Origin of the sequence: Paroceanicella profunda (assembly GCF_005887635.2) — a bacterium.
Classification (GTDB): Bacteria; Pseudomonadota; Alphaproteobacteria; order Rhodobacterales; family Rhodobacteraceae; genus Paroceanicella; species Paroceanicella profunda.
On record NZ_CP040818.1, the window covers coordinates 876,386 to 894,464 of the forward strand.

General features: G+C 70.7%; 12 protein-coding genes. 4 read left to right on the plus strand and 8 right to left on the minus strand.

What is annotated here, in order from left to right:
* The first annotated feature begins 1 nt into the window (after position 1).
* On the plus strand, positions 2 to 1,120 hold the full coding sequence (locus FDP22_RS03980; protein WP_138578463.1) for an HlyD family secretion protein: 1,119 nt from the start codon (positions 2 to 4) through the stop codon (positions 1,118 to 1,120).
* Positions 1,121 to 1,223: 103 nt separating this feature from the next.
* On the opposite strand, the gene FDP22_RS03985 is transcribed toward FDP22_RS03980, so the two are convergent.
* Positions 1,224 to 1,925 carry a response regulator gene (locus FDP22_RS03985; protein ID WP_138578465.1) on the minus strand — a complete coding sequence of 234 codons (702 nt, stop codon included), beginning with the start codon at positions 1,923 to 1,925 and terminating at the stop codon, positions 1,224 to 1,226.
* A 383-nt stretch (positions 1,926 to 2,308) separates the two neighbouring features.
* On the opposite strand from FDP22_RS03985, the gene FDP22_RS03990 reads away from it, so the two are divergent.
* Positions 2,309 to 3,310 carry a sensor histidine kinase gene (locus FDP22_RS03990; protein WP_170317587.1) on the plus strand — a complete coding sequence of 334 codons (1,002 nt, stop codon included), beginning with the start codon at positions 2,309 to 2,311 and terminating at the stop codon, positions 3,308 to 3,310.
* Positions 3,311 to 3,316: 6 nt separating this feature from the next.
* Here the strand turns inward: FDP22_RS03990 and FDP22_RS03995 are convergent, their stop codons facing one another.
* From FDP22_RS03995 to FDP22_RS04020, 5 genes are all read right to left on the minus strand, one after another.
* On the minus strand, positions 3,317 to 4,414 hold the full coding sequence (locus tag FDP22_RS03995) for a DUF1513 domain-containing protein (RefSeq protein WP_138578469.1): 1,098 nt from the start codon (positions 4,412 to 4,414) through the stop codon (positions 3,317 to 3,319).
* Position 4,415: 1 nt separating this feature from the next.
* Positions 4,416 to 5,447, minus strand: coding sequence for an imelysin family protein (locus FDP22_RS04000; RefSeq protein ID WP_138578471.1), 1,032 nt, complete (start codon positions 5,445 to 5,447; stop codon positions 4,416 to 4,418).
* Positions 5,447 to 6,955 carry a di-heme oxidoreductase family protein gene (locus tag FDP22_RS04005; protein ID WP_138578473.1) on the minus strand — a complete coding sequence of 503 codons (1,509 nt, stop codon included), beginning with the start codon at positions 6,953 to 6,955 and terminating at the stop codon, positions 5,447 to 5,449. The genes FDP22_RS04000 and FDP22_RS04005 overlap by 1 nt, the downstream gene beginning before the upstream one ends.
* A 27-nt stretch (positions 6,956 to 6,982) precedes the next feature.
* The gene (gene bfr / locus FDP22_RS04010; RefSeq protein ID WP_138578475.1) at positions 6,983 to 7,468 is read right to left on the minus strand and encodes a bacterioferritin; all 486 of its coding nucleotides are present in this window, start codon (positions 7,466 to 7,468) and stop codon (positions 6,983 to 6,985) included.
* 271 nt (positions 7,469 to 7,739) lie between these two features.
* Positions 7,740 to 8,984: an imelysin family protein gene (locus FDP22_RS04020; RefSeq protein WP_138578479.1), complete on the minus strand. Its 1,245-nt coding sequence runs from the start codon at positions 8,982 to 8,984 to the stop codon at positions 7,740 to 7,742.
* A gap of 628 nt (positions 8,985 to 9,612) precedes the next feature.
* On the opposite strand from FDP22_RS04020, the gene glpK reads away from it, so the two are divergent.
* The gene (gene glpK / locus FDP22_RS04025; RefSeq protein WP_138578481.1) at positions 9,613 to 11,115 is read left to right on the plus strand and encodes a glycerol kinase GlpK; all 1,503 of its coding nucleotides are present in this window, start codon (positions 9,613 to 9,615) and stop codon (positions 11,113 to 11,115) included.
* An 873-nt stretch (positions 11,116 to 11,988) separates the two neighbouring features.
* Here glpK and putA read toward each other — a convergent pair.
* Positions 11,989 to 15,552: a bifunctional proline dehydrogenase/L-glutamate gamma-semialdehyde dehydrogenase PutA gene (gene putA / locus FDP22_RS04030; protein ID WP_138578483.1), complete on the minus strand. Its 3,564-nt coding sequence runs from the start codon at positions 15,550 to 15,552 to the stop codon at positions 11,989 to 11,991.
* 135 nt (positions 15,553 to 15,687) lie between these two features.
* Between putA and FDP22_RS04035 the strand changes: the two genes are divergently transcribed.
* A complete protein-coding gene (locus FDP22_RS04035) occupies positions 15,688 to 16,146 on the plus strand; it encodes an Lrp/AsnC family transcriptional regulator (protein WP_138578485.1) in 459 nt (152 codons plus the stop codon).
* A 99-nt stretch (positions 16,147 to 16,245) separates the two neighbouring features.
* On the opposite strand, the gene FDP22_RS04040 is transcribed toward FDP22_RS04035, so the two are convergent.
* Entirely contained in the window at positions 16,246 to 17,919 is a 1,674-nt protein-coding gene (locus FDP22_RS04040; protein ID WP_138578487.1) for an ABC transporter permease, read from the minus strand.
* Positions 17,920 to 18,079 lie beyond the last annotated feature (160 nt).

The following is an 18,079-nucleotide window of genomic DNA, read 5'->3' on the forward strand; positions in this document are numbered from 1 at the left end:
CATGTCAAAGTTCCTTCGCTCCACTGCCACCTACATTGCCAGCCTCATCGGTATCGCCGGTGTGGCCCTCATCCTGTTCGCCTTCGACCTGCCGCCCTTTTCCAGCTCCGTCGAGCGGACGGATGACGCCTATGTCCGCGGAAAGGTGACGTTCATCAGCCCTCAGCTGGCCGGATACATCTCCGAAGTACCTGTACAGGATTACCAGCAGGTGAAGCAGGGTGACCTGATCGCCAGAATCGACGATCGCATCTTCCAGCAGAAGGTTGCGCAGGCGAAGGCGTCGCTGGAGGCGCAGGAGGCTGCCCTGGCCAATTCCGAGCAGTCACGGTTGTCGGCGCAGGCGCAGGTGGATTCGGCCAGGGCTCAGCTCGAGAGCGCGAAGCAGGATCTCGACACTGCCGACGCGGCCTGGAAGCGCTTCCAGGCCCTGCTGGACAAGGGCGTGGTGACCAAATCCACCGCCGATGACAGCCGGACGGCCTTCGTCCAGGCGCGGTCGACGGAACACCAGGCCGAGGCGGCCCTCGAGGTGGCACAGCAGGATCTCGCCGCGATTGCAGTGAACAAGCAGTCTCTGCAGGCAGCGGTCGACGGCGCGCGGGCCACAGTGAGCCTCGCCGAGATCGACCTGCAGAACACCCGGATCACCGCGCCGCGTGACGGAACGCTGGGCGAGGTGAGCGCCCGGGTCGGGCAGTATGTCTCGGCCGGTTCGCAGATCGGGTCGCTGGTGCCGGACGATGTCTGGGTGGTCGCCGCCTTCAAGGAGACCCAACTGGCCGGGATGAGCGTGGGGCAGCCCGTCACCTTCACCGTCGACGCGCTGGGAGATGCGGAATTGCATGGCAAGATCGAGCGATTCGCGCCCGCCACCGGCTCCGAGTTCAGCGTTCTGAAGTCCGACAATGCGACCGGAAACTTCACCAAGATCGCCCAACGCCTGCCAGTGCGCATTGTCATCGACAGCGGTCAGACGCTGGCCAGGCGCCTCGTTCCCGGCATGTCCGTCGTCGCCCGGATCGACACGGCCTCGACCGGATCGGCCGCAGCGGCGGAACTGCCGTCTGACACGATTACCTTCGCGCAGGTGCCCGGATCACCACACTCTGCGGACTGACCCGCGCACGGCTGCGGGCCGATCCACGATGATCAGGCCCGGCACCTCATCACCGCAACTGGTCATGCAGAGCCGCGGCCGGTGCTGCGCCTCCACGACCGGACTATCTCCTCGGTTGCGCCGCCATCCCATCCTGTTCCGCAACGCTGCGGATCTCGTCGAGATAGGCAAACAGCTCGCGGCAGTTTTCCGACAGGAGATCGAAATCTGCCGAGGCATTCGGATGGCGTTCGCTTGCAAGCGAAATATGCCGCAGCATGCGCGACAGGGGCACCCGCAGCTCCCCCACACATTCATAGGCAAAGGTTTCCAGCACCTCGCGCAGCTTCACCGACTGGTCCGGCTGTTCTGTGCGCACGGGCTCCAGCGCGCGGGCGAGGGCCCGCTCCACGGCCTCGCGGAAGACAGTGCCGCTGAGCCCGTCCTTCTGGAGATATTCCGAGCATCCCGCGTCCATCGCGCGCTGCTGCATGCCCGAGTTGCTCTGGCCCGAGAGCAGGATGACGGGAACCGGACCCTCTTCCCCGGCCCGGAAGGTCTCGATCGCCACGAGACCCTCCCCGTCGGGAAGGAAATTGTCCAGCAACACGAGGTCGAACTCGTCGCGCGACATGTGGCTGCGGGCTTCGCGCAGCGACGACGCCTCGACGATTTCCAGGTCGAGCTGGGCGGACTGCGCCAGTGCCTGAACCCGCCTGCGGTCAAAGCGACTGTCCTCCACCAGCAGGCACCGCCTGCGGGAGGGCCGCTTCTCGGCACGTTCCTTTGCAGCCGCGAGGGCGCTGTCGAGATCGGAATGCAACATCGTCGTTTCCTCCGGTTATGGTGGCACCGGGCCTGCCCGGACTGCCCGGACAGTCGGCCACACCACAGGAGCAGGGCGTTATCGGACATCCTGAGCCGGTACAGGTGAAGACCGCGTAAACCTCTCCAATTCTCTGCAAATCACGTCGTCATTCGGGCACTCCGGCCGTCAACGCTTTGGAAACACTCATCGCGCACTCTCCTCCCGAAGCTTGAAAGGGGAGACACGGTATGAGCGACGGCTTCACGGGTTTGCCGGGCCCCGACGGCGGGGGGAATCCGGCGCCGGAATCCGGCGCTCCGCAGGTTGCGGCGCACGACACTCCATCGGAGACAGACCGCGCGGTGAGCGCGCAGCCGGGGCCGAGGGTCAGGCCGTCCCTGTTGCTCGTCGATACGCTCGACGGCCCGGGGGAGGAGATGCATCCCGGCATCGCACTGATGCCCGCAGAGCTGCGCATGGCCGGGGACACGGCCACCGCGCAGCAGATGGCTGCGGGGTCGCGGCCGGACTGCCTGCTCTTGCCGCCCGGGGGGGGAGACCGCGGTGTGGCGGAGCACCTGCGCCGCGCCTTCCCGGACACGCCGATGTTCCGGTTGCACCCCTGGACGCCGGAGGCCGGCGAGCCGCCGGAAGCCGCCGCCATCGCGCGCGCGATCTCGGCCGAGCGCGCGGCCTGCCGCAAGGAGCTGGAGGAATTCATCCAGATCGCCGTGCATGACTTGCGCGCGCCCCTGCGCGCCTGCCTGACCATCCCCTCCTGGATCCGGGACGATCTTGAGGCGGCGAAGCAGGATTATGCCCCGATCGCGGAAGATGTGGAGATGCTGCTGACGCAGGCCAACCGCATGTCGGCGCTGCTGGAGGCCCTGTCGACCTACGCGCGGGTCGGTCACGGAGACCGGCCGGACGATACCGTGGAACCCGCCGGGCTCATTGCCCGCGTGGCCGCGCGGCCCGGTATGCCGGCGGATCTGCACGTCCGGGTCGCGAGCGGCCTTCCCGCTCTCACCCTCCGCCGCAGTGACATGGAGACGCTTCTGGAGCAGCTCCTGCTGAACGCCGCGCGGCACAGCGCCCGACCCGCGCCACGGGTCGACCTCGAGGTTGCCACACCGCCGGGCGGCGGCCTGCGGATCAGTGTCACGGATGACGGTCAGGGCATCCCGGAGCAGTATCGCGAACGGGTTTTCCGCCCCGGAACCGCCCTGCGCCCTCGCGACGAGGTGGAGGGCAGCGGCATGGGCCTCGCCATCGTGCGGCGCATTGCGCGGCACTGGGGCGGCGAAGCCGGGATCGAGGATGCTCCGGGCGGCAAGGGTGTCCGTATCGCGATCCGCCTGCCGGCAAACTCGCCGGTGCTCGGGTCGATCGAAAGGGGGTGACGGGCGTCAGACGAGACGCACCACGTGATTGTCCCATTGCGCATTATGGCGGCGTTGGCCGTGCGCGCGGGCCTCGCCATCGAGCAGGCAGGTGCCACCTTGCCCGTCGCTGACGATGAAGCCGGAGGGAGATGTGGCGAGGCCGCAGATGTCCGGCTGCCGGTGCAGCCCGATCACCTCGCCGGAGGCCGCATCGAAGGCGATGAGCTGGCCGCCACGTGGCGATGTGATGGCCACCGAAGTGCCGCCAGCGTCGAACGCCACGCTGCCGGCGTAGCCCTGCATCTGCCGCTGCACCGGCTCCGGTGCGGCGAGCAGGCGCAGATGCTGCGCACCGGTGTCGAGCAGGGCCAGCAACGGTGGCACGTCGGTCACCGCGCCCTGCCACTGCATCGCCGCTGCCACCCGGCCATCCCGGGTCATCGCGAGATGGCGCATGGAATTGAGGTGCAGGGTTTCGGGCAGGGCCCACTCCTGCACCATCTGCCCGTCCCGGAGGGAGACCAGCGCGAGGGTAGAGCGCATGGTGGGCAGGTTCAGCTTGGCGCGGCCGCTGTCCGGGTGGGTCTGGATGCCGCCATTCGCGACGATGAGGTGGCAGCCGTCGGGCATCAGCATCGTGTCATGCGGGCCGATGCCTCCGGAGGAGAACTCCCCGATCCTGGCGTAGCCGCCGGAGGGGGACGCATCCCAGACGCCGATGCGGCCTTCGCCGGCTTCAAAGTCGTTCTCGGGGGTGTAGAGCAGCGCGCCATCGGCCGAGAACGTGCCGTGGCCGTAGAAATGCCGCCCCTCCGGCGCCTCCAGCCGGGCGCGTGACAGGCCCTCCGCGCAGTCGATCACCAGGGCGAAGGTGCCTGGCCTGCGGGCGAAGGCGATCGCTTCGGGCCGGTGGGGATGGGCCGCGCCGGCATGGCCGCGCCCGGGAAGCGGAATGTGGAACAGCGCGGCGCCGTCATCCGTGAGGCCGTAGAGCCCGTAGCCGCCGTCCGGGTCGCGCGCGGCCGCGAGATAGGCCGGGCCGGCCGCCGCGGCCCAGCCGCTGGTTCCGCTGAGGGAGAGGGCTGCCGCCCCGACGAGGAAGTGGCGACGTCCGAGCTGCATCTCAGTCTCCATCCAGCGCGTTGAAGCCCTCTCGCACCCCGAGTTCCGGCGCGATGGCGGCGGAAAGCGCGATGTAGAGCTGGTCGTAATCGGTCTGCAGCGCCTCGACACGAAAGCGCGACATCGGATGGGACACGGCCTCCGTCAGCGGCGGGGTGATCCGCGCCAGGTCGTCGCGCACCCGGCTGAAGGCGGTGCGGGCGGCCTCGGCGTTCTCCCGGGGCAGGGAGGGGACGAAGACGGCCTCGGTCATGTGTTCGAGAGCATCGAGCGACAGGCCGATGTTGCGCAGCGGCCGGTCCGAGCGCCAGGCCTCGGCCCGGTTCGGGCGGGGCCGGTCGAAGCTTCCGAGCGGGTTGGCGAGTCGCAGGTCCCGGGTGAACTGCACGCCGCCCAGCAGCGCCTTGTAGAGCTCCTGAACCGCGCTGAGCGGCTCGGGATAGGCCAGGTTCTCCGCCGCGCCGGCGGTGAGCATCCAGCCGGACCAGGGGTCTTCCCACCGGTCGACCAACGCCGCCGCCAGCCGGTGCAGGTCCACCGAGACCGCGCGCAGCAGCCGGCAGCGATAGGGGCCGGCGCCCAGGCCCTGTCCGGTATCGTCGTAGAGCAGGTAGTCGAGCGCGAAGAGCCCGCGCGCGGCGATGGACACGTGCTCGAACTCCTCCGGGTCGTCCACCACCGGGTCCTCCGCCTCCGCAAGCCCGGCCAGGCTGCGGGCGGTGAAGCCCTTGCGGTCGGGCCAGAAGGCGATGGCGAAGGCACGCTGGTCTTCCTCGGTGGGGCCGAAGCGCAGGTGGCTCACGCCTTCCCAGGCATCGAACGTGGCCTGGTAGGCGGCGCGCAGCGCGTCCTCGTCACAGCCCCGGGAGGCGGCTTCGAGCCCGGCCGCACGGGTCTCGAAGGCTTCGAACCCGGGCAGGATCACCTGGTCCAGCGCCCGTCGGACGATGGCGCGCGATGCGTCGTCGGCCCCCGCGGATCCGGTTGCCGCCAGCACCACGGCGGCGGCGAGAGAGGCGAGGCGCGCGCGCATCACAGGGACTCCAGGAAGGCGAGGATCGCGTCGCGATCCGGTTTCTCGAGGCCGGCGAAGCCATCCCGCGCCGCCTGCGCTTCCCCGCCATGCCACAGGATGGCCTCGGCGAGGCTGCGCGCACGGCCATCGTGGAGGTAGAAATCGCGCACGGAAACCCATTTCGTCAGCCCGATGCCCCAGAGCGGCGGCGTGCGCCATTCACGGCCCGTGGCCCGTCCCTCCGGGCGGTTGTCCGCGAGGCCCTCGCCCATGTCGTGCAACAGCAGGTCGGTGTAGGGCCAGATGAGCTGGAAGCTTTGCTCCGGCTGGTCCTTCAGCCGGGCGGTGACATATTTCGGCACGTGGCAGGAGGCGCAGCCGGTGGCGTAGAACAACTCCTTGCCGTGCAGCACCTGCGGGTCCTCGACGTCCCGACGCAGCGGCACCGCGAGGTTGCGACTGTAGAAGGTCACCAGGTCGAGCGACTGCTGGTCCACCTCGAAATCCGGCGAGGCGCCGTCGGGCGCGGCGCGGCAGGCCTCCTCGGCGACGGTGCAGTCGCCGGAGGCGGAAGGGTTGATCGGGGTGGACAGGCCCAGGTCGCCGGAAAACGCGTCGGCGGATTGCTGGCGGATGGTCGGCACCCCGGCCTTGTGGCCGAAGCGGCCCAGCATGGGCCGGTCGAATTCCTTGGACCAGACGATGTTCGGGCGGCCGGAGATCCCGTCTCCGTCCGCATCCTCCGGGTCCGCATGGGCGAGGATGTCGGCTTCGGGGATCGCCTCCAGCAGGCCGAGGCCGATCATCTGCAGGGTCAGCCGCGGCGATATCATCGCCCCCTCGGCCATCGGCCCGTAGGCGAGGTCGGAGATGGAATAGGTCGGCTTCTGCAGGGTCACCACCTCACCGCCGGGCAGGGAGACGGGGATGTCCTCGTAGACCATCTGCATCTGGCCCTCGGCAGGCACGCCGGCGACGGAAAAGTTCTGCAGCTGGCCGCCGTAGACCGGGTCCGGCGCAGTGGCGATATAGCCCTGGATCTGCTCGGTGAGCGGAGAGGTGGACGGCACCGAAAGGCGCAGGAACAGCGAGACGGTGGGTTCGTCGTCGCGGATCGGGCGGCGGCCGCGGCCGTCCTTCAGGTGGCAGTTCTGGCAGCCGCGGGCGTTGTAGAGCGGCCCCAGCCCGTCCGACGAGGTGGTCGAGGAGGGCGAGGACACCCAGAGCTTGCGGAACAGCCCGTTGCCCACCTTGAAGTCCATCTCCCGCTCGAAGGACATGTTCGCCGAGCTTTGCGAGAACACGTCCGGGCCGATGGCGAAATCGGTGGTGGCCGCCCCACCCTGGTTGATCTCGAAGGGCTCGGCCTTCGTGAAATCCGTGGTGGGCGCGGTGACGGCGGCGATGCGCTCGGCTTCCGCCGCCGTCCGGGGGACGACATCGAGATGGATGTCCCCCGGCAAGGGGTCCGCACGCGCGGGCAGGCAGACGGCAGTCAGGAGCAGGCCGGTCAGGAGTGTCTTCATGTCGATCGGCCGCCCCCGGCGGCTGTGTCAGTCCGCTTCGTCGGCGGGCGTGGCGTTGAGCTGGCCGTAGTTCTGTTCGCCGATCTGGCCGTAGAGATCCAGCTGCGTCTCGAGGTAATCGATATGACCTTCCTCGTCAGCAAGAAGTTCCTCGAACAGCTCCTTGGAGACGTAATCGCCCACCTTCACGCAATATTCGCGGGCTTCCTTGTAGAGCGCCCAGGCGTCATGCTCGGCAGCGAGATCGCATTCCAGCGTCTCCTTGATGGTCTGGCCGATTCGCAGCGGATCCAGCGTCTGAAGGTTCGGATGACCTTCCAGAAAGATGATGCGATCCATCAGCTTGTCCGCGTGGTGCATCTCCTCGATGCTCTCTGCGCGAGACTTCTTCGCAAGCCGGCCGTAGCCCCAGTCAGCCTGAAGTCGGTAGTGCAGCCAGTACTGGTTGATCGCGGTCAGTTCGCTCTTGAGCGCGCGATTCAGATACTCGATGACCTTTTGGTCGCCCTTCATTACGGAACGTCCCCTGTCTGTTCGTGCGCAGGTTGCGCAGGTGGATCGGGACGCCGATATTATCATTATCGCGCATGTTTGCCACAAAAAGCGCCATGCACCCTCCGCACTGCGGGGTCTTTCCCAGGGCCCGGTAGATCTTGCCCGGTGTGATCACGGTCTCCGGATCGGACGCGCGCATCCAGTCGATGGCGTTTCCGATGTCCGTGTCACTGATGACGGCGCAGGAGCAGATGATCACGCCGGGCCTCCCTGGAACTGTCTGGTGGGGTTACTGGAAAACCGCCGAGGGGTTGTCGAGGCTGTCGGAGCCTTCGATCTCGATGTCCGCGCCGAGCACGGCCACCGCCTTCTCGATCGCGCGGGTCTGGCCGACGAGATGGTCGACCACGTCCATGATGAGCGCCTCGCCCTCGGCATTGCCGCGCGCCAGCATCTGGTCATAGGCGAGGCCACTCTCGGCCCGGGCCTTGAGGGCGGAGAGCGCCACCATCGTCTCGTCCAGCGCCTTGCTCACCGCGGCATCGGCCTCCGGGTCGGTCGCGGCCACCAGTTCGGAGAGCGACGGGCCGCTCACCTCGGTGCCATCCACCCGCGTGTAGCTGCCGGTGTACACGTTGCGGATGCCCAGACCGTCGTAATAATGGCTGTTGTGGGTGTTGTCGGAGAAGCAATCATGCTCCTCCTCCGGGTCGTTGAGCATCAGGCCGAGGCGGATGCGTTCGCCCGCCAGCTCGCCGTAGGACAGGCTGCCCATGCCGGTGAGCATGGCCTGGATGCCGGCGTCCGGGTCCGCCATCAGGGTTTCGCGGGCCTCGCCGCCCTCGCCCCACTGGGCCGCCATCCACTCGAGGTCGGAGACCAGCAGGTCGGTCGCCACCTTCAGGTATTCGGCGCGGCGGTCGCAGTTGCCGCCCGTGCAGGCGTCGCCCGTGGCGTAATCGGTCCAGGGGCGGGTGCCGGCACCGGCCTCGGTGCCGTTCAGGTCCTGGCCCCAGAGCAGGAATTCCACCGCGTGGTAGCCGGTGGCGACATTGGCCTCGATCTCGTCGGCCTCCTGCAGCGTGTCCTGCAGCAGCGCGGGGGTGATCTCGGCGGCATCCACCGTCTCGCCGGACAGGGTGAAGCTCTCGTTCGCGATCACGTTCAGCACGGCATAGGCGTTCTCGTCGCTCGCGCCCTGGCCCTCGACATAGTCGATCAGGCCCTCGTCGAGCGGCCAGGCGTTGACCTTGCCTTCCCACGCGTCGACGATGGCATTGCCGAAACGGTAGGCCTCGGTCTGCTGGTAGGGCACCCGGGCGGCCAGCCAGGCCTCGCGCGCCGCGGCCAGCGTGTCTTCGGAGGGGGAGGCGATCAGCGCGTCCACCGCCTGCTGAAGCGCCTTCGCCGTCGCCACGGAGTCACCGTACCCGGCCTCGGCGATATCGGCGTAGGTCTCCAGGACCTCCGTTTTCTCGACTGCGAGCGCGGGCGTGGCCACAAACAGGGCAAGGGCGGCAAAGGTCAGCTTCATGCGGGTCTCCCGACCAAATAACTAAGGCATCTGCGGGGAAACTTGAGCAAAGCCCTCGGGAAAGTCAATTCCCTACTAATTCACTTTTCTATTTACGCCGGGGAAGCTGCAGGGGCGTATTCCCTAACGAACTGGAATCGCGCCGCCTTTCCGGGGCGTGGCATCATCCCGGCGGCGGGCATTCCGGCGGCTGCCAGCCGGGCAGCGCCCGGCGACGGTGCCGCGTGACACCGAAACGGCAGCCTCCGCCAGCCGGCCGGGCCTGATTCCGCCATTTCTCCAGCCCCGACAGGGCGCGGAACGGCAGGGTGCCCTCGGGGCCGGTGCCGCCCGGGGCCCGGGCGGTGTCATCCGGGTCCCGGTCCGGCACCGGCCGGGTCGACCCGCACCTGCGGATGGGGGAGAGGGCGCGCGAAGGGCTCCATCCGCGCAGGCCCACGCACCGCCGCGCGCCGGTGTCGCGGCCCCCGGGTGGCATTGCGGGCAATTGCGGCTACCATTCTCCGGACGGCGCGGCCCGGGGCGCCGGGCGTCGCGGCAAGGGCGCGCCGGCACGGCGCCGGACAGACCGGATCGGAGCAGGGCCGGGCGGCACCGCGCTCCGCAAGACAGGCAACAGGGAGACCGCATGACCCATCACATCCTCGCCATCGACCAGGGCACCACCTCCAGCCGGGCGATCCTCTTCGACGGGTCCATGAAGCGCGTCGCCACCGGGCAGGAGGAGTTTCCCCAGCATTTCCCCGCCTCGGGCTGGGTGGAGCATGACCCGGCCGACATCTGGAGCACCACGGCCGCCACCTGCCGCTCCGCCATCGAGCGCGCCGGCATCGGGCCCGAGGACATCGCCGCCATCGGCATCACCAACCAGCGCGAGACCGTGGTGGTCTGGGAGAAGGACACCGGCCGCCCGCTGCACAACGCCATCGTCTGGCAGGACCGCCGCACCGCCGAGACCTGCGCGCGCCTGCGCGCCGAGGGGCTGGAGCCGATCGTGACCGAGCGCACCGGCCTGCGCGTGGACCCGTATTTCTCCGGCACCAAGCTGGCCTGGATCCTCGACCAGGTGGCGGGCTCGCGCGCCCGCGCCCGCCGCGGCGAGATCCTGTTCGGCACGGTGGACACCTATCTCATCTGGCGCATGACCGGCCGGGCCGAGCACGTGACCGACGCCACCAACGCCTCGCGCACCATGCTCTACAACATCCACGAGAGCCGCTGGGACGAGGAGGTCTGCCGCGCCCTCGACATCCCCATGCAGATGCTCCCCGAGGTGCGCGACTGCGACGCCGAGTTCGGCGTCACCCGGCCCGATCTCTTCGGCCGGCCCATCCCCATCCGCGGCGTGGCGGGCGACCAGCAGGCCGCCACGCTGGGCCAGGCCTGTTTCCGCCCCGGCATGATGAAGAGCACCTACGGCACCGGCTGTTTCGCGCTGCTCAACACCGGCGACACCCCGGCGAAATCCGCCAACCGGCTGCTCACCACCGTGGCCTATCAGCTCGGCGGCACGCCCACCTATGCGCTGGAGGGCTCGATCTTCATCGCCGGCGCCGTGGTGCAATGGCTGCGTGACGGCCTCGGGATCATCCGCCACGTGAGCGAGACCCAGGCCCTCGCGGAGCGCGCGGACCCCGGCCAGCGCCTCTACCTCGTGCCCGCCTTCACCGGACTCGGCGCCCCGCACTGGGACGCGGAGGCCCGCGGCGCGCTCTTCGGCCTCACCCGCAATGCCGGCCCGGCGGAGATCGCCCGCGCAGCCCTCGAGAGCGTCGCCTACCAGACCCGCGACCTCTGGGAGGCCATGCAGGCGGACTGGCCGGGCGAAGGCGCCGCCACGCTCTCCGCGCTCCGGGTGGACGGCGGCATGTCCGCCTCGGACTGGACCATGCAGTTCCTCGCCGACATGCTGGGCGCGCCGGTCGACCGGCCGGACGTGTTGGAGACCACCGCCCTCGGCGTAGCCTGGCTCGCCGGGCAGGCCAGCGGCCTCTACCCCGGCCAGGAGGGCTTCGCGCAGGATTGGGCGCTGGAACGCCGCTTCGAACCCGCCATCGACGCGGAGGAACGCGACCGCCTGAAAGCGGGGTGGGACGACGCCGTGCGCCGCACGCTCACCACGTCCGCCTGACGCCCCGATACCCCGGGGGCAGGCCCCCCTGCCCCCCGCCGAGCCGCTCTCCCGGCGCGGCCCCGCTGTCCCGCACACGACGATACGCGGAGGATCAGCCGACGCCCGGCCCGGGCGCGGCCCCTCCCGCACCCGCACCTCCTGCCCGCGCCACGGCTGCATCTGCCACATCCGCTTCCCTGCACACGGTCGACCGCGGGCGGCATCCGGCCCACCAAGGCCGCACATGTCCGATCGGGGCCGGCACCCGCCGCAACGGCGCTCGCCGCACAGGCATCCGCCCCACGCTCACCCCCTGCCAGCACACCAGCGGCCCCAGCAGTACCGGCCTTCCCCCACCCGCAGCCGGGCCTGTGCCAACGCACGGCATCGCGGCGCCTGACGGTGCCGTCTCCGGCGCGCAGCAGAGCGCCGGTTCCACGGGAGCGCCCCGCGAGCCGCGGCACCTCTGCGCGGCGCGTCCCCCGCCCGCGGCGCGGCAGCCGGGGGCGCAGCCCCCGGCCCGGCCCAACGGTTTGGGATGGGGCCGGCAGGCCCCGGACCATGCGGCGGGAGGCCCCCCGTCGGTCCGGGCGCAAGGGCTGTGCGGGAGTCCTGCTCGTGGCAGCCCGCTCTTCAGGGCCGTGCAGGGGCTCCGGGCCGCGCGCTCGCGCATGCGGCGCGAACCGGGCCGCCGGACTGCACCAGGCCCCCGCGTCAGGCCGTGCGCCGCCGGCCGGTCAACCAGTATGTCACGCGGGTTCACCAGCCGGCACCGGCCGGTCAGCCGGCGCGCCACGCGGGTTCGTCGGCCGGCGCAGACCGGTCAGCCGGCGCGCCACGCGGGTTCGTCGGCCGGCGCAGGCCGGTCAGCGGGCGTGTCACACTGGTCCGTCAGCCGGCGTGTGCCATCAGCTCGGCGTTGCCGCCGGAGGCGGTGGTGTCGATGCTGAGCGTGCGCTCCACGCAATAGGCTGCCGGCCGGTCCAGCCCGCCCACCAGCGGAACCAGCGCCCCCTCGCCCGCCGCGAGCGCCCTGCGCAGCGCAGGATATTCCGTGCTGCCGTGGCGCAGCGCGACGACGTCGATGCCGGCCGCAGTCAGCGTGTCCGTGTCCGGCAGCCCGTCGGCCACCACCAGCGGCGCACCGGCCGAGAGCAGCGGTGCCAGCGCCGCCCGGGCGCCGGGCGCGATGGCCAGCACGCTGTTGCCGGTGCCAAGCGCCATGACCACCTGCGCGAGCAGGCTTCCCGCGTCCGGCCCGAGCGCAAGCACGCGGCCGCGCGGGGCGAGGTGAAGCTGGTTCGATTCCCCCGTCGGCCCCGGCAGGTCGATCGGCCCGCAATCCAGCGCCGCCACGGCCGCCAGGGCCGCCGCCCCGCGGCCGCGCAGCGCGGCGCGCAGCTTCGGGATCGCATCCGCCCAGGGCTTCGCGGAGAGATCCGCCGCCGCAGCGGTGACATCCACCCGGGGCTGGCCCTCCGGCACGGCCTCCGCGGCGGTGGCGCGGGTGCTGATGCGGAAGGCGTCGAGGTAGTTCGGCCCGCCGGCCTTCGGCCCGGTGCCCGAGAGCCCCTCGCCGCCGAAGGGCTGGACGCCCACCACCGCGCCGATCTGGTTGCGGTTCACGTAGAGATTGCCGACATGCGCCGCGTCCACCACGTCCTGAACCCGGCCGTCGATGCGGGTGTGCAGGCCCATGGTGAGCCCGTAGCCGGAGGCATTCACCTCGGCCACCACGGCGTCCATCCGGTCCGCCGCGAAGGGGGCGATGTGCAGAACGGGGCCGAAGATCTCGCGCTCCAGCGTGCCGATCCCCTCCACGCGCACCAGTGCCGGGCGGGTGAAGCAGCCCTGCGCCGGCACCGGCAGCGCGTGGATCAGCCGGCCCTCGGCCTCCATCCGCGCCACCCAGGCGTCGATGCCCTGCCGGGCCTCGGCGTCGATCACCGGGCCCACGTCGGTGGCGAGCGCCCAGGGATCGCCGAGCGACAGCGCGTCCATCGCGCCCTTCAGCATCCCGGTGATCGCGGGCAGCACCTCGCGCTGCACGTAGAGCACGCGCAGGGCGGAGCAGCGCTGGCCCGCGCTCTGGAACGCGCTGGCCACGATGTCGCGCACCGCCTGTTCCGGCAGCGCCGTGCTGTCGACGATCATCGCGTTCAGCCCGCCGGTTTCGGCGATGAACAGCGCCTCGGGAGCGGTCTTCGCGAGCTGACGGTCGATGATCCGCGCCACTTCGGTGGAGCCGGTGAAACACACCCCGCCCAGGCGCGGGTCGGAGGTGAGGGCAGCCCCCACCCCGGCCGCGCCCTGCACCAGGGTGAGCACGTCCTCCGGCAGGCCGGCGCCGCGCATCAGCGCCACGGCACGGAAGGCGATGAGCGGCGTCTGCTCCGCCGGCTTCGCCACCACCGTGTTGCCGGTGGCCAGGGCCGCGGCGATCTGCCCGGTGAAGATGGCCAGCGGGAAGTTCCACGGCGAGATGCAGGCGATCACCCCGCGCGGGCGGGTGCCCGCTTCCGCCGCCGCGGCGCCGTTCGCGTAATAGCGCAGGAAATCCACCGCCTCGCGGATCTCGGCAATGCCGTCGGCCAGGGTCTTGCCGGCCTCGCGGGCGAGAAGGGCGAGCAGTTCCGGCATGTTGGCCTCGAAGGCATCCGCCACGGCCTGCAGCACGGCGCCGCGCTGCGCGACCGGCGTTGCCGCCCAGCCCGGGGCGGCGGCGGCAGCGCGGGTGATGGCCTCGGCCACGGCCTCCGGCGCGGTTTCGGCCACGGTGCCCACCACGTCGCCCGGCACGGCGGGGTTCGCCACCTCGCGGCCGGTGCCCGCGTCCCAGCGGTGCGGCGCGGCGAAGGGCGCGCGGCCGGCCTCGATGGCGGCGAGGGTCAGCGGGTCGGCCAGGTCCAGCCCGGCGGAATTCACCCGCTCCGGCCCGTAGAGGGCCGCCGGCGCCGGAATGCGCGGATTCGGCGTGCAGCCCCAGCTCTCCGCCGCGGCCAGCGGGTCGGAGGAGATCACCTCCGCCGGCACCGCCTCGTCGACGATCTGGTGCACGAAGGAGGAGTTCGCGCCATTCTCCAGCAGCCGGCGCACGAGATAGGCCAGCAGGTCGCGGTGCGCGCCCACCGGGGCGTAGATGCGGCAGCGCGTGTGCTCGGCCCGGTGCACGATGCCGTGCAGCACCTCGCCCATGCCGTGCAGGCGCTGGAACTCGAAATGGTCGCGCCCGGGGCCCGCCATGTGCAGGATGGCGGCGATGGTATGCGCGTTATGCGTGGCGAACTGCGGGTAGATGCGGTCGGTCATGGAGAGCAGCTTGCGCGCGCAGGCGATGTAGCTCACATCGGTGTGCTCCTTGCGGGTGAACACCGGGTAGCCGGGCAGGCCCAGCACCTGGGCGCGCTTCACCTCCGTATCCCAGTAGGCGCCCTTCACCAGCCGCACCATGATGCGCCGGTCGAGCCGCTGCGCGAGGGCATGAAGCCAGTCGATCGCGTGGCGCGCCCGGGGCCCGTAGGCCTGCACCACCACGCCGAAGCCCTCCCAGCCGGCGAGCGAGGGGTCGGCCAGCACCGCCTCGATCACGTCGAGCGAGAGGTCCAGCCTGTCCGCCTCCTCCGCGTCGATGTTCAGGCCGATGCGCGCGGCGGCGGCGGCGCGGCACAGGTCCAGCAGCCGGGCGGAGAGCACGGGCAGCATCGCCTCCGCCTGGGCCACCTCGTAGCGCGGGTGCAGGGCGGAGAGCTTCACCGAGATGCCGGGGTTGGTGCGGATGTCCTCCTTCGCCGCCTTCGCGATGGCGGCGATGGCGTCGGCGTAGGAGCGGTGGTAGCGCAGGGCGTCCTCCTCGGTGCGCGCCGCCTCGCCCAGCATGTCGAAGGAATGGGTGTAGCCCTTCTCCACGTCGCCCCGGCCGCGCTTCAGCGCGGCCTGGATGGTCTGGCCCAGCACGAACTGGTCGCCCATCTCGCGCATGGCGCGGGCCACGGCGGAGCGGATCACCGGCTCGCCCAGCCGGCGCACCACGCCGCGCAGGGCGCCCACCACGCCCACCGTCTCCTCCTCCAGCACCCGGCCGGTGAGCATCAGCGCCCAGGTGGAGGCATTCACCATCACCGAGCCGGAATCCCCGATATGCGCGCCCCAGTCATGCGGGGCGATCTTGTCGGCGATCAGGTCGTCGATGGTCTCGGCGTCGGGCACGCGCAGCAACGCCTCGGCGAGGCACATCAGCGCCACGCCCTCGCGGGTGGAGAGGCCGTATTCCGCCAGGAACAGCTCCATCATGCCGGTGTCGTCGGCACCGCGGGTGCGGCGCACCAGGTCGGCGCCGCGCGCGGCGATATCGGCCCTGTCCTGCCCGGAGAGAGCGGCGAGGACGATCAGGTCACGCACGGTGGCGGCCTCGTCGGGGCAGAGGGAGGAACGGAGGGTCTGGCGGATCTCGGTCATGCGGGGCGGCTCCTCGGGGGTGGCAGGCTCGGGCACGAGAGTATCAGGTTACCACGAGGTTGCCCGGCCATAGAAAGCCCGATGGCAGGCCGAACGGTCTTTATTTTCCATCATTCTCAGGCCATATTTCCCGCCATGGACGAACCCGAATTCCATCTGGACCGTATTGACCGGCAAATCCTTGGCGCGCTTCAGAAAAATGCGCGGCTGAGCATGGCGCAGCTCGGCGCGGCGGTGGGCCTGTCGAAGACCCCGGTACAGGCGCGGGTGCGCCGGCTGGAGGCGGCGGGGATCATCCGCGGCTACGCGGCGCTGGTCGACCCCGCGCGCATGGGGCTGGGGCATATCGCCTTCGTGCAGGTGACGCTGTCGGACACCCGCTCGGCGGCGCTGGAGGCCTTCAACGCCCGGGTGCGCGAGGTGCCGCAGATCGTGGGGTGCCACATGATCGCCGGCGGGTTCGACTATCTGCTGAAGGTGCGCACGAAGGACATCACCGGCTACCGGCGGCTGATGGGCGAGGTGATCTCGGCGCTGCCGCATGTCTCCCACACCACTACATTCGTGGCGATGGAGACGGTGCGGGACGGTTGATCGCGCGCCCGGAGCCCGGAGCCCGGAATATCGCTCCAACCGCTTGCGTCAGGGCAGGATCCCTTTCCAGATTGCAATCCAATCCGGAACGCTTCTGCTCTAGCCCCGCCGCTTCTGCAGCCCAAGGATCACCACCGGCAGCAGGCCCAGCGCCACGATGGCGAGCGCCGAGGGCGCCGCGGCGGAGAGCTGTTCGCTCTTGGCCTGCATGTGGGTGTGGGTGGCGAGCGTGTCGAAGTTGAACGGGCGCAGGATGAGCGTGGCCGGCAGCTCCTTCGCCGTGTCCACGAACACCACCATGCCGGCGGCGAGGATGGAGGAGCGGATCATCGGCAGGTGCACGTCGCGCAGCGCCCCGCCCCTTGTGCGGCCCAGCGAGCGCGCGGCCATGTCCATCGAAGGGGTGACGCGCCCCATCGCGCTTTCCATCGCGCCCTGCGCCACGGCGAAGAAGCGCACCAGATAGGCGAAGATGACGGCCGCGGTGGAGCCGGTGAGGATCAGCCCGGGGTCGTAGCCGGTGAGCGCCTCGATGCCGTCCGCCACCCGGTGGTCGAGGGCCGCGAAGGGGATGAGCACCCCTACCGCGATCACCGCGCCCGGGGCGGCGTAGCCCACCTGCGTGACCGAGGCGAGCAGCCGCGGCAGCCGGCTGGCGGAATTGCGCGCGCCGTAGACCATGAACATCCCCGCCGCCACCGCGATCACCGCGGTGAGCAGCGAGAGCCACACCGTGTTGAACCCTGCCCGCCAGAGCGCCGCGCGCTGCCAGACCGCGGGGTCGTCCAGCGCATGGCCCAGCATCACGCCCACGGGCAGCAGGAAGCCAAGCGCGAAGGGGGCGAGGCAGGCGAGGAAGGCCAGCCAGCGCGCCACCGGCCCCAGCCGCGCGCGCTCCACCGGGCGGTAGCGCTTGGACATGTTGTGGTAGCGCCGTTTCGCCCGGCCGCGCCGCTCCACCAGCATCAGCCCGAGGATGAGGGCGAGCATCACGCAGGCGATCTGCGCCGCGCCGCCGGCGTTGTAGGCCTCCAGCCAGATGGAGAAGATGCCGGTGGTGAGGGTCTGCACGGCGAAGAAATCCACCGCGCCGAAATCGTTCAGCGTTTCCATCGCGGCGACGGCGGCGCCGATGAAGATGGCCGGGCGGGCCAGCGGCACCGCCACGCGCCAGAAGCTGCCCCAGGGCCCCTGCCCCAGCGCCCGCGACACTTCCAGCGCCGAGACCGACTGCTCGCGGAACGCCGCGCGCGCCAGCAGGTAGACGTAGGGGTAATAGCCCAGGCTCAGCACCGTGGCGGCGGCCCAGAAGGAGCGGATCTGGGGGAACCAGTAGTCCCGCGCCGAGGTCCAGCCGAAGGCGCCGCGCAGGGCGGTCTGCACCGGGCCGGCGTATTCGAGCAGGTCCACCAGCGCGTAGGCCCCGATGTAGGCCGGCACGGCCAGTGGCGCGAACAGCAGGGGCTCCAGCAGCCGGCGGCCGGGAAAGGCGCACATGGTGGTGAGCCAGGCGCAGCCGGTGCCGATCACCGCCGTCGCCCCGCCCACGCAGACCACCAGCCCCAGCGAGTTCGCGAGGTAGCGCGGCAGCACGGTGGAGACGAGATGCGGCCAGATGTTCTCGGTCGGGAACAGCGCGATCAGCGCCACGGCGATGAGCGGCGCGATGACCAGCGCCGCGATCAGCAACGCACCCAGCGTCCAGCGGTCCCACCCGGCCCTGAAGAACCGCGGGCCATGAGCGACGCTTTCCTGAGCAATCCGATCAGCCATATGCCCGCATAGGCGAGCCCGCGCCACCTGTCCAGCGCCACCGACGCCGCGCGCGCCGGATGACGCCCGGGAACACCGGGCAGGCGGCACAGGCCGGCCCCGGGGCCCGAGGTCCGGACGCGGGCCGCGCCCCCGCGCCGACGAGGGCACACCGCGCCTT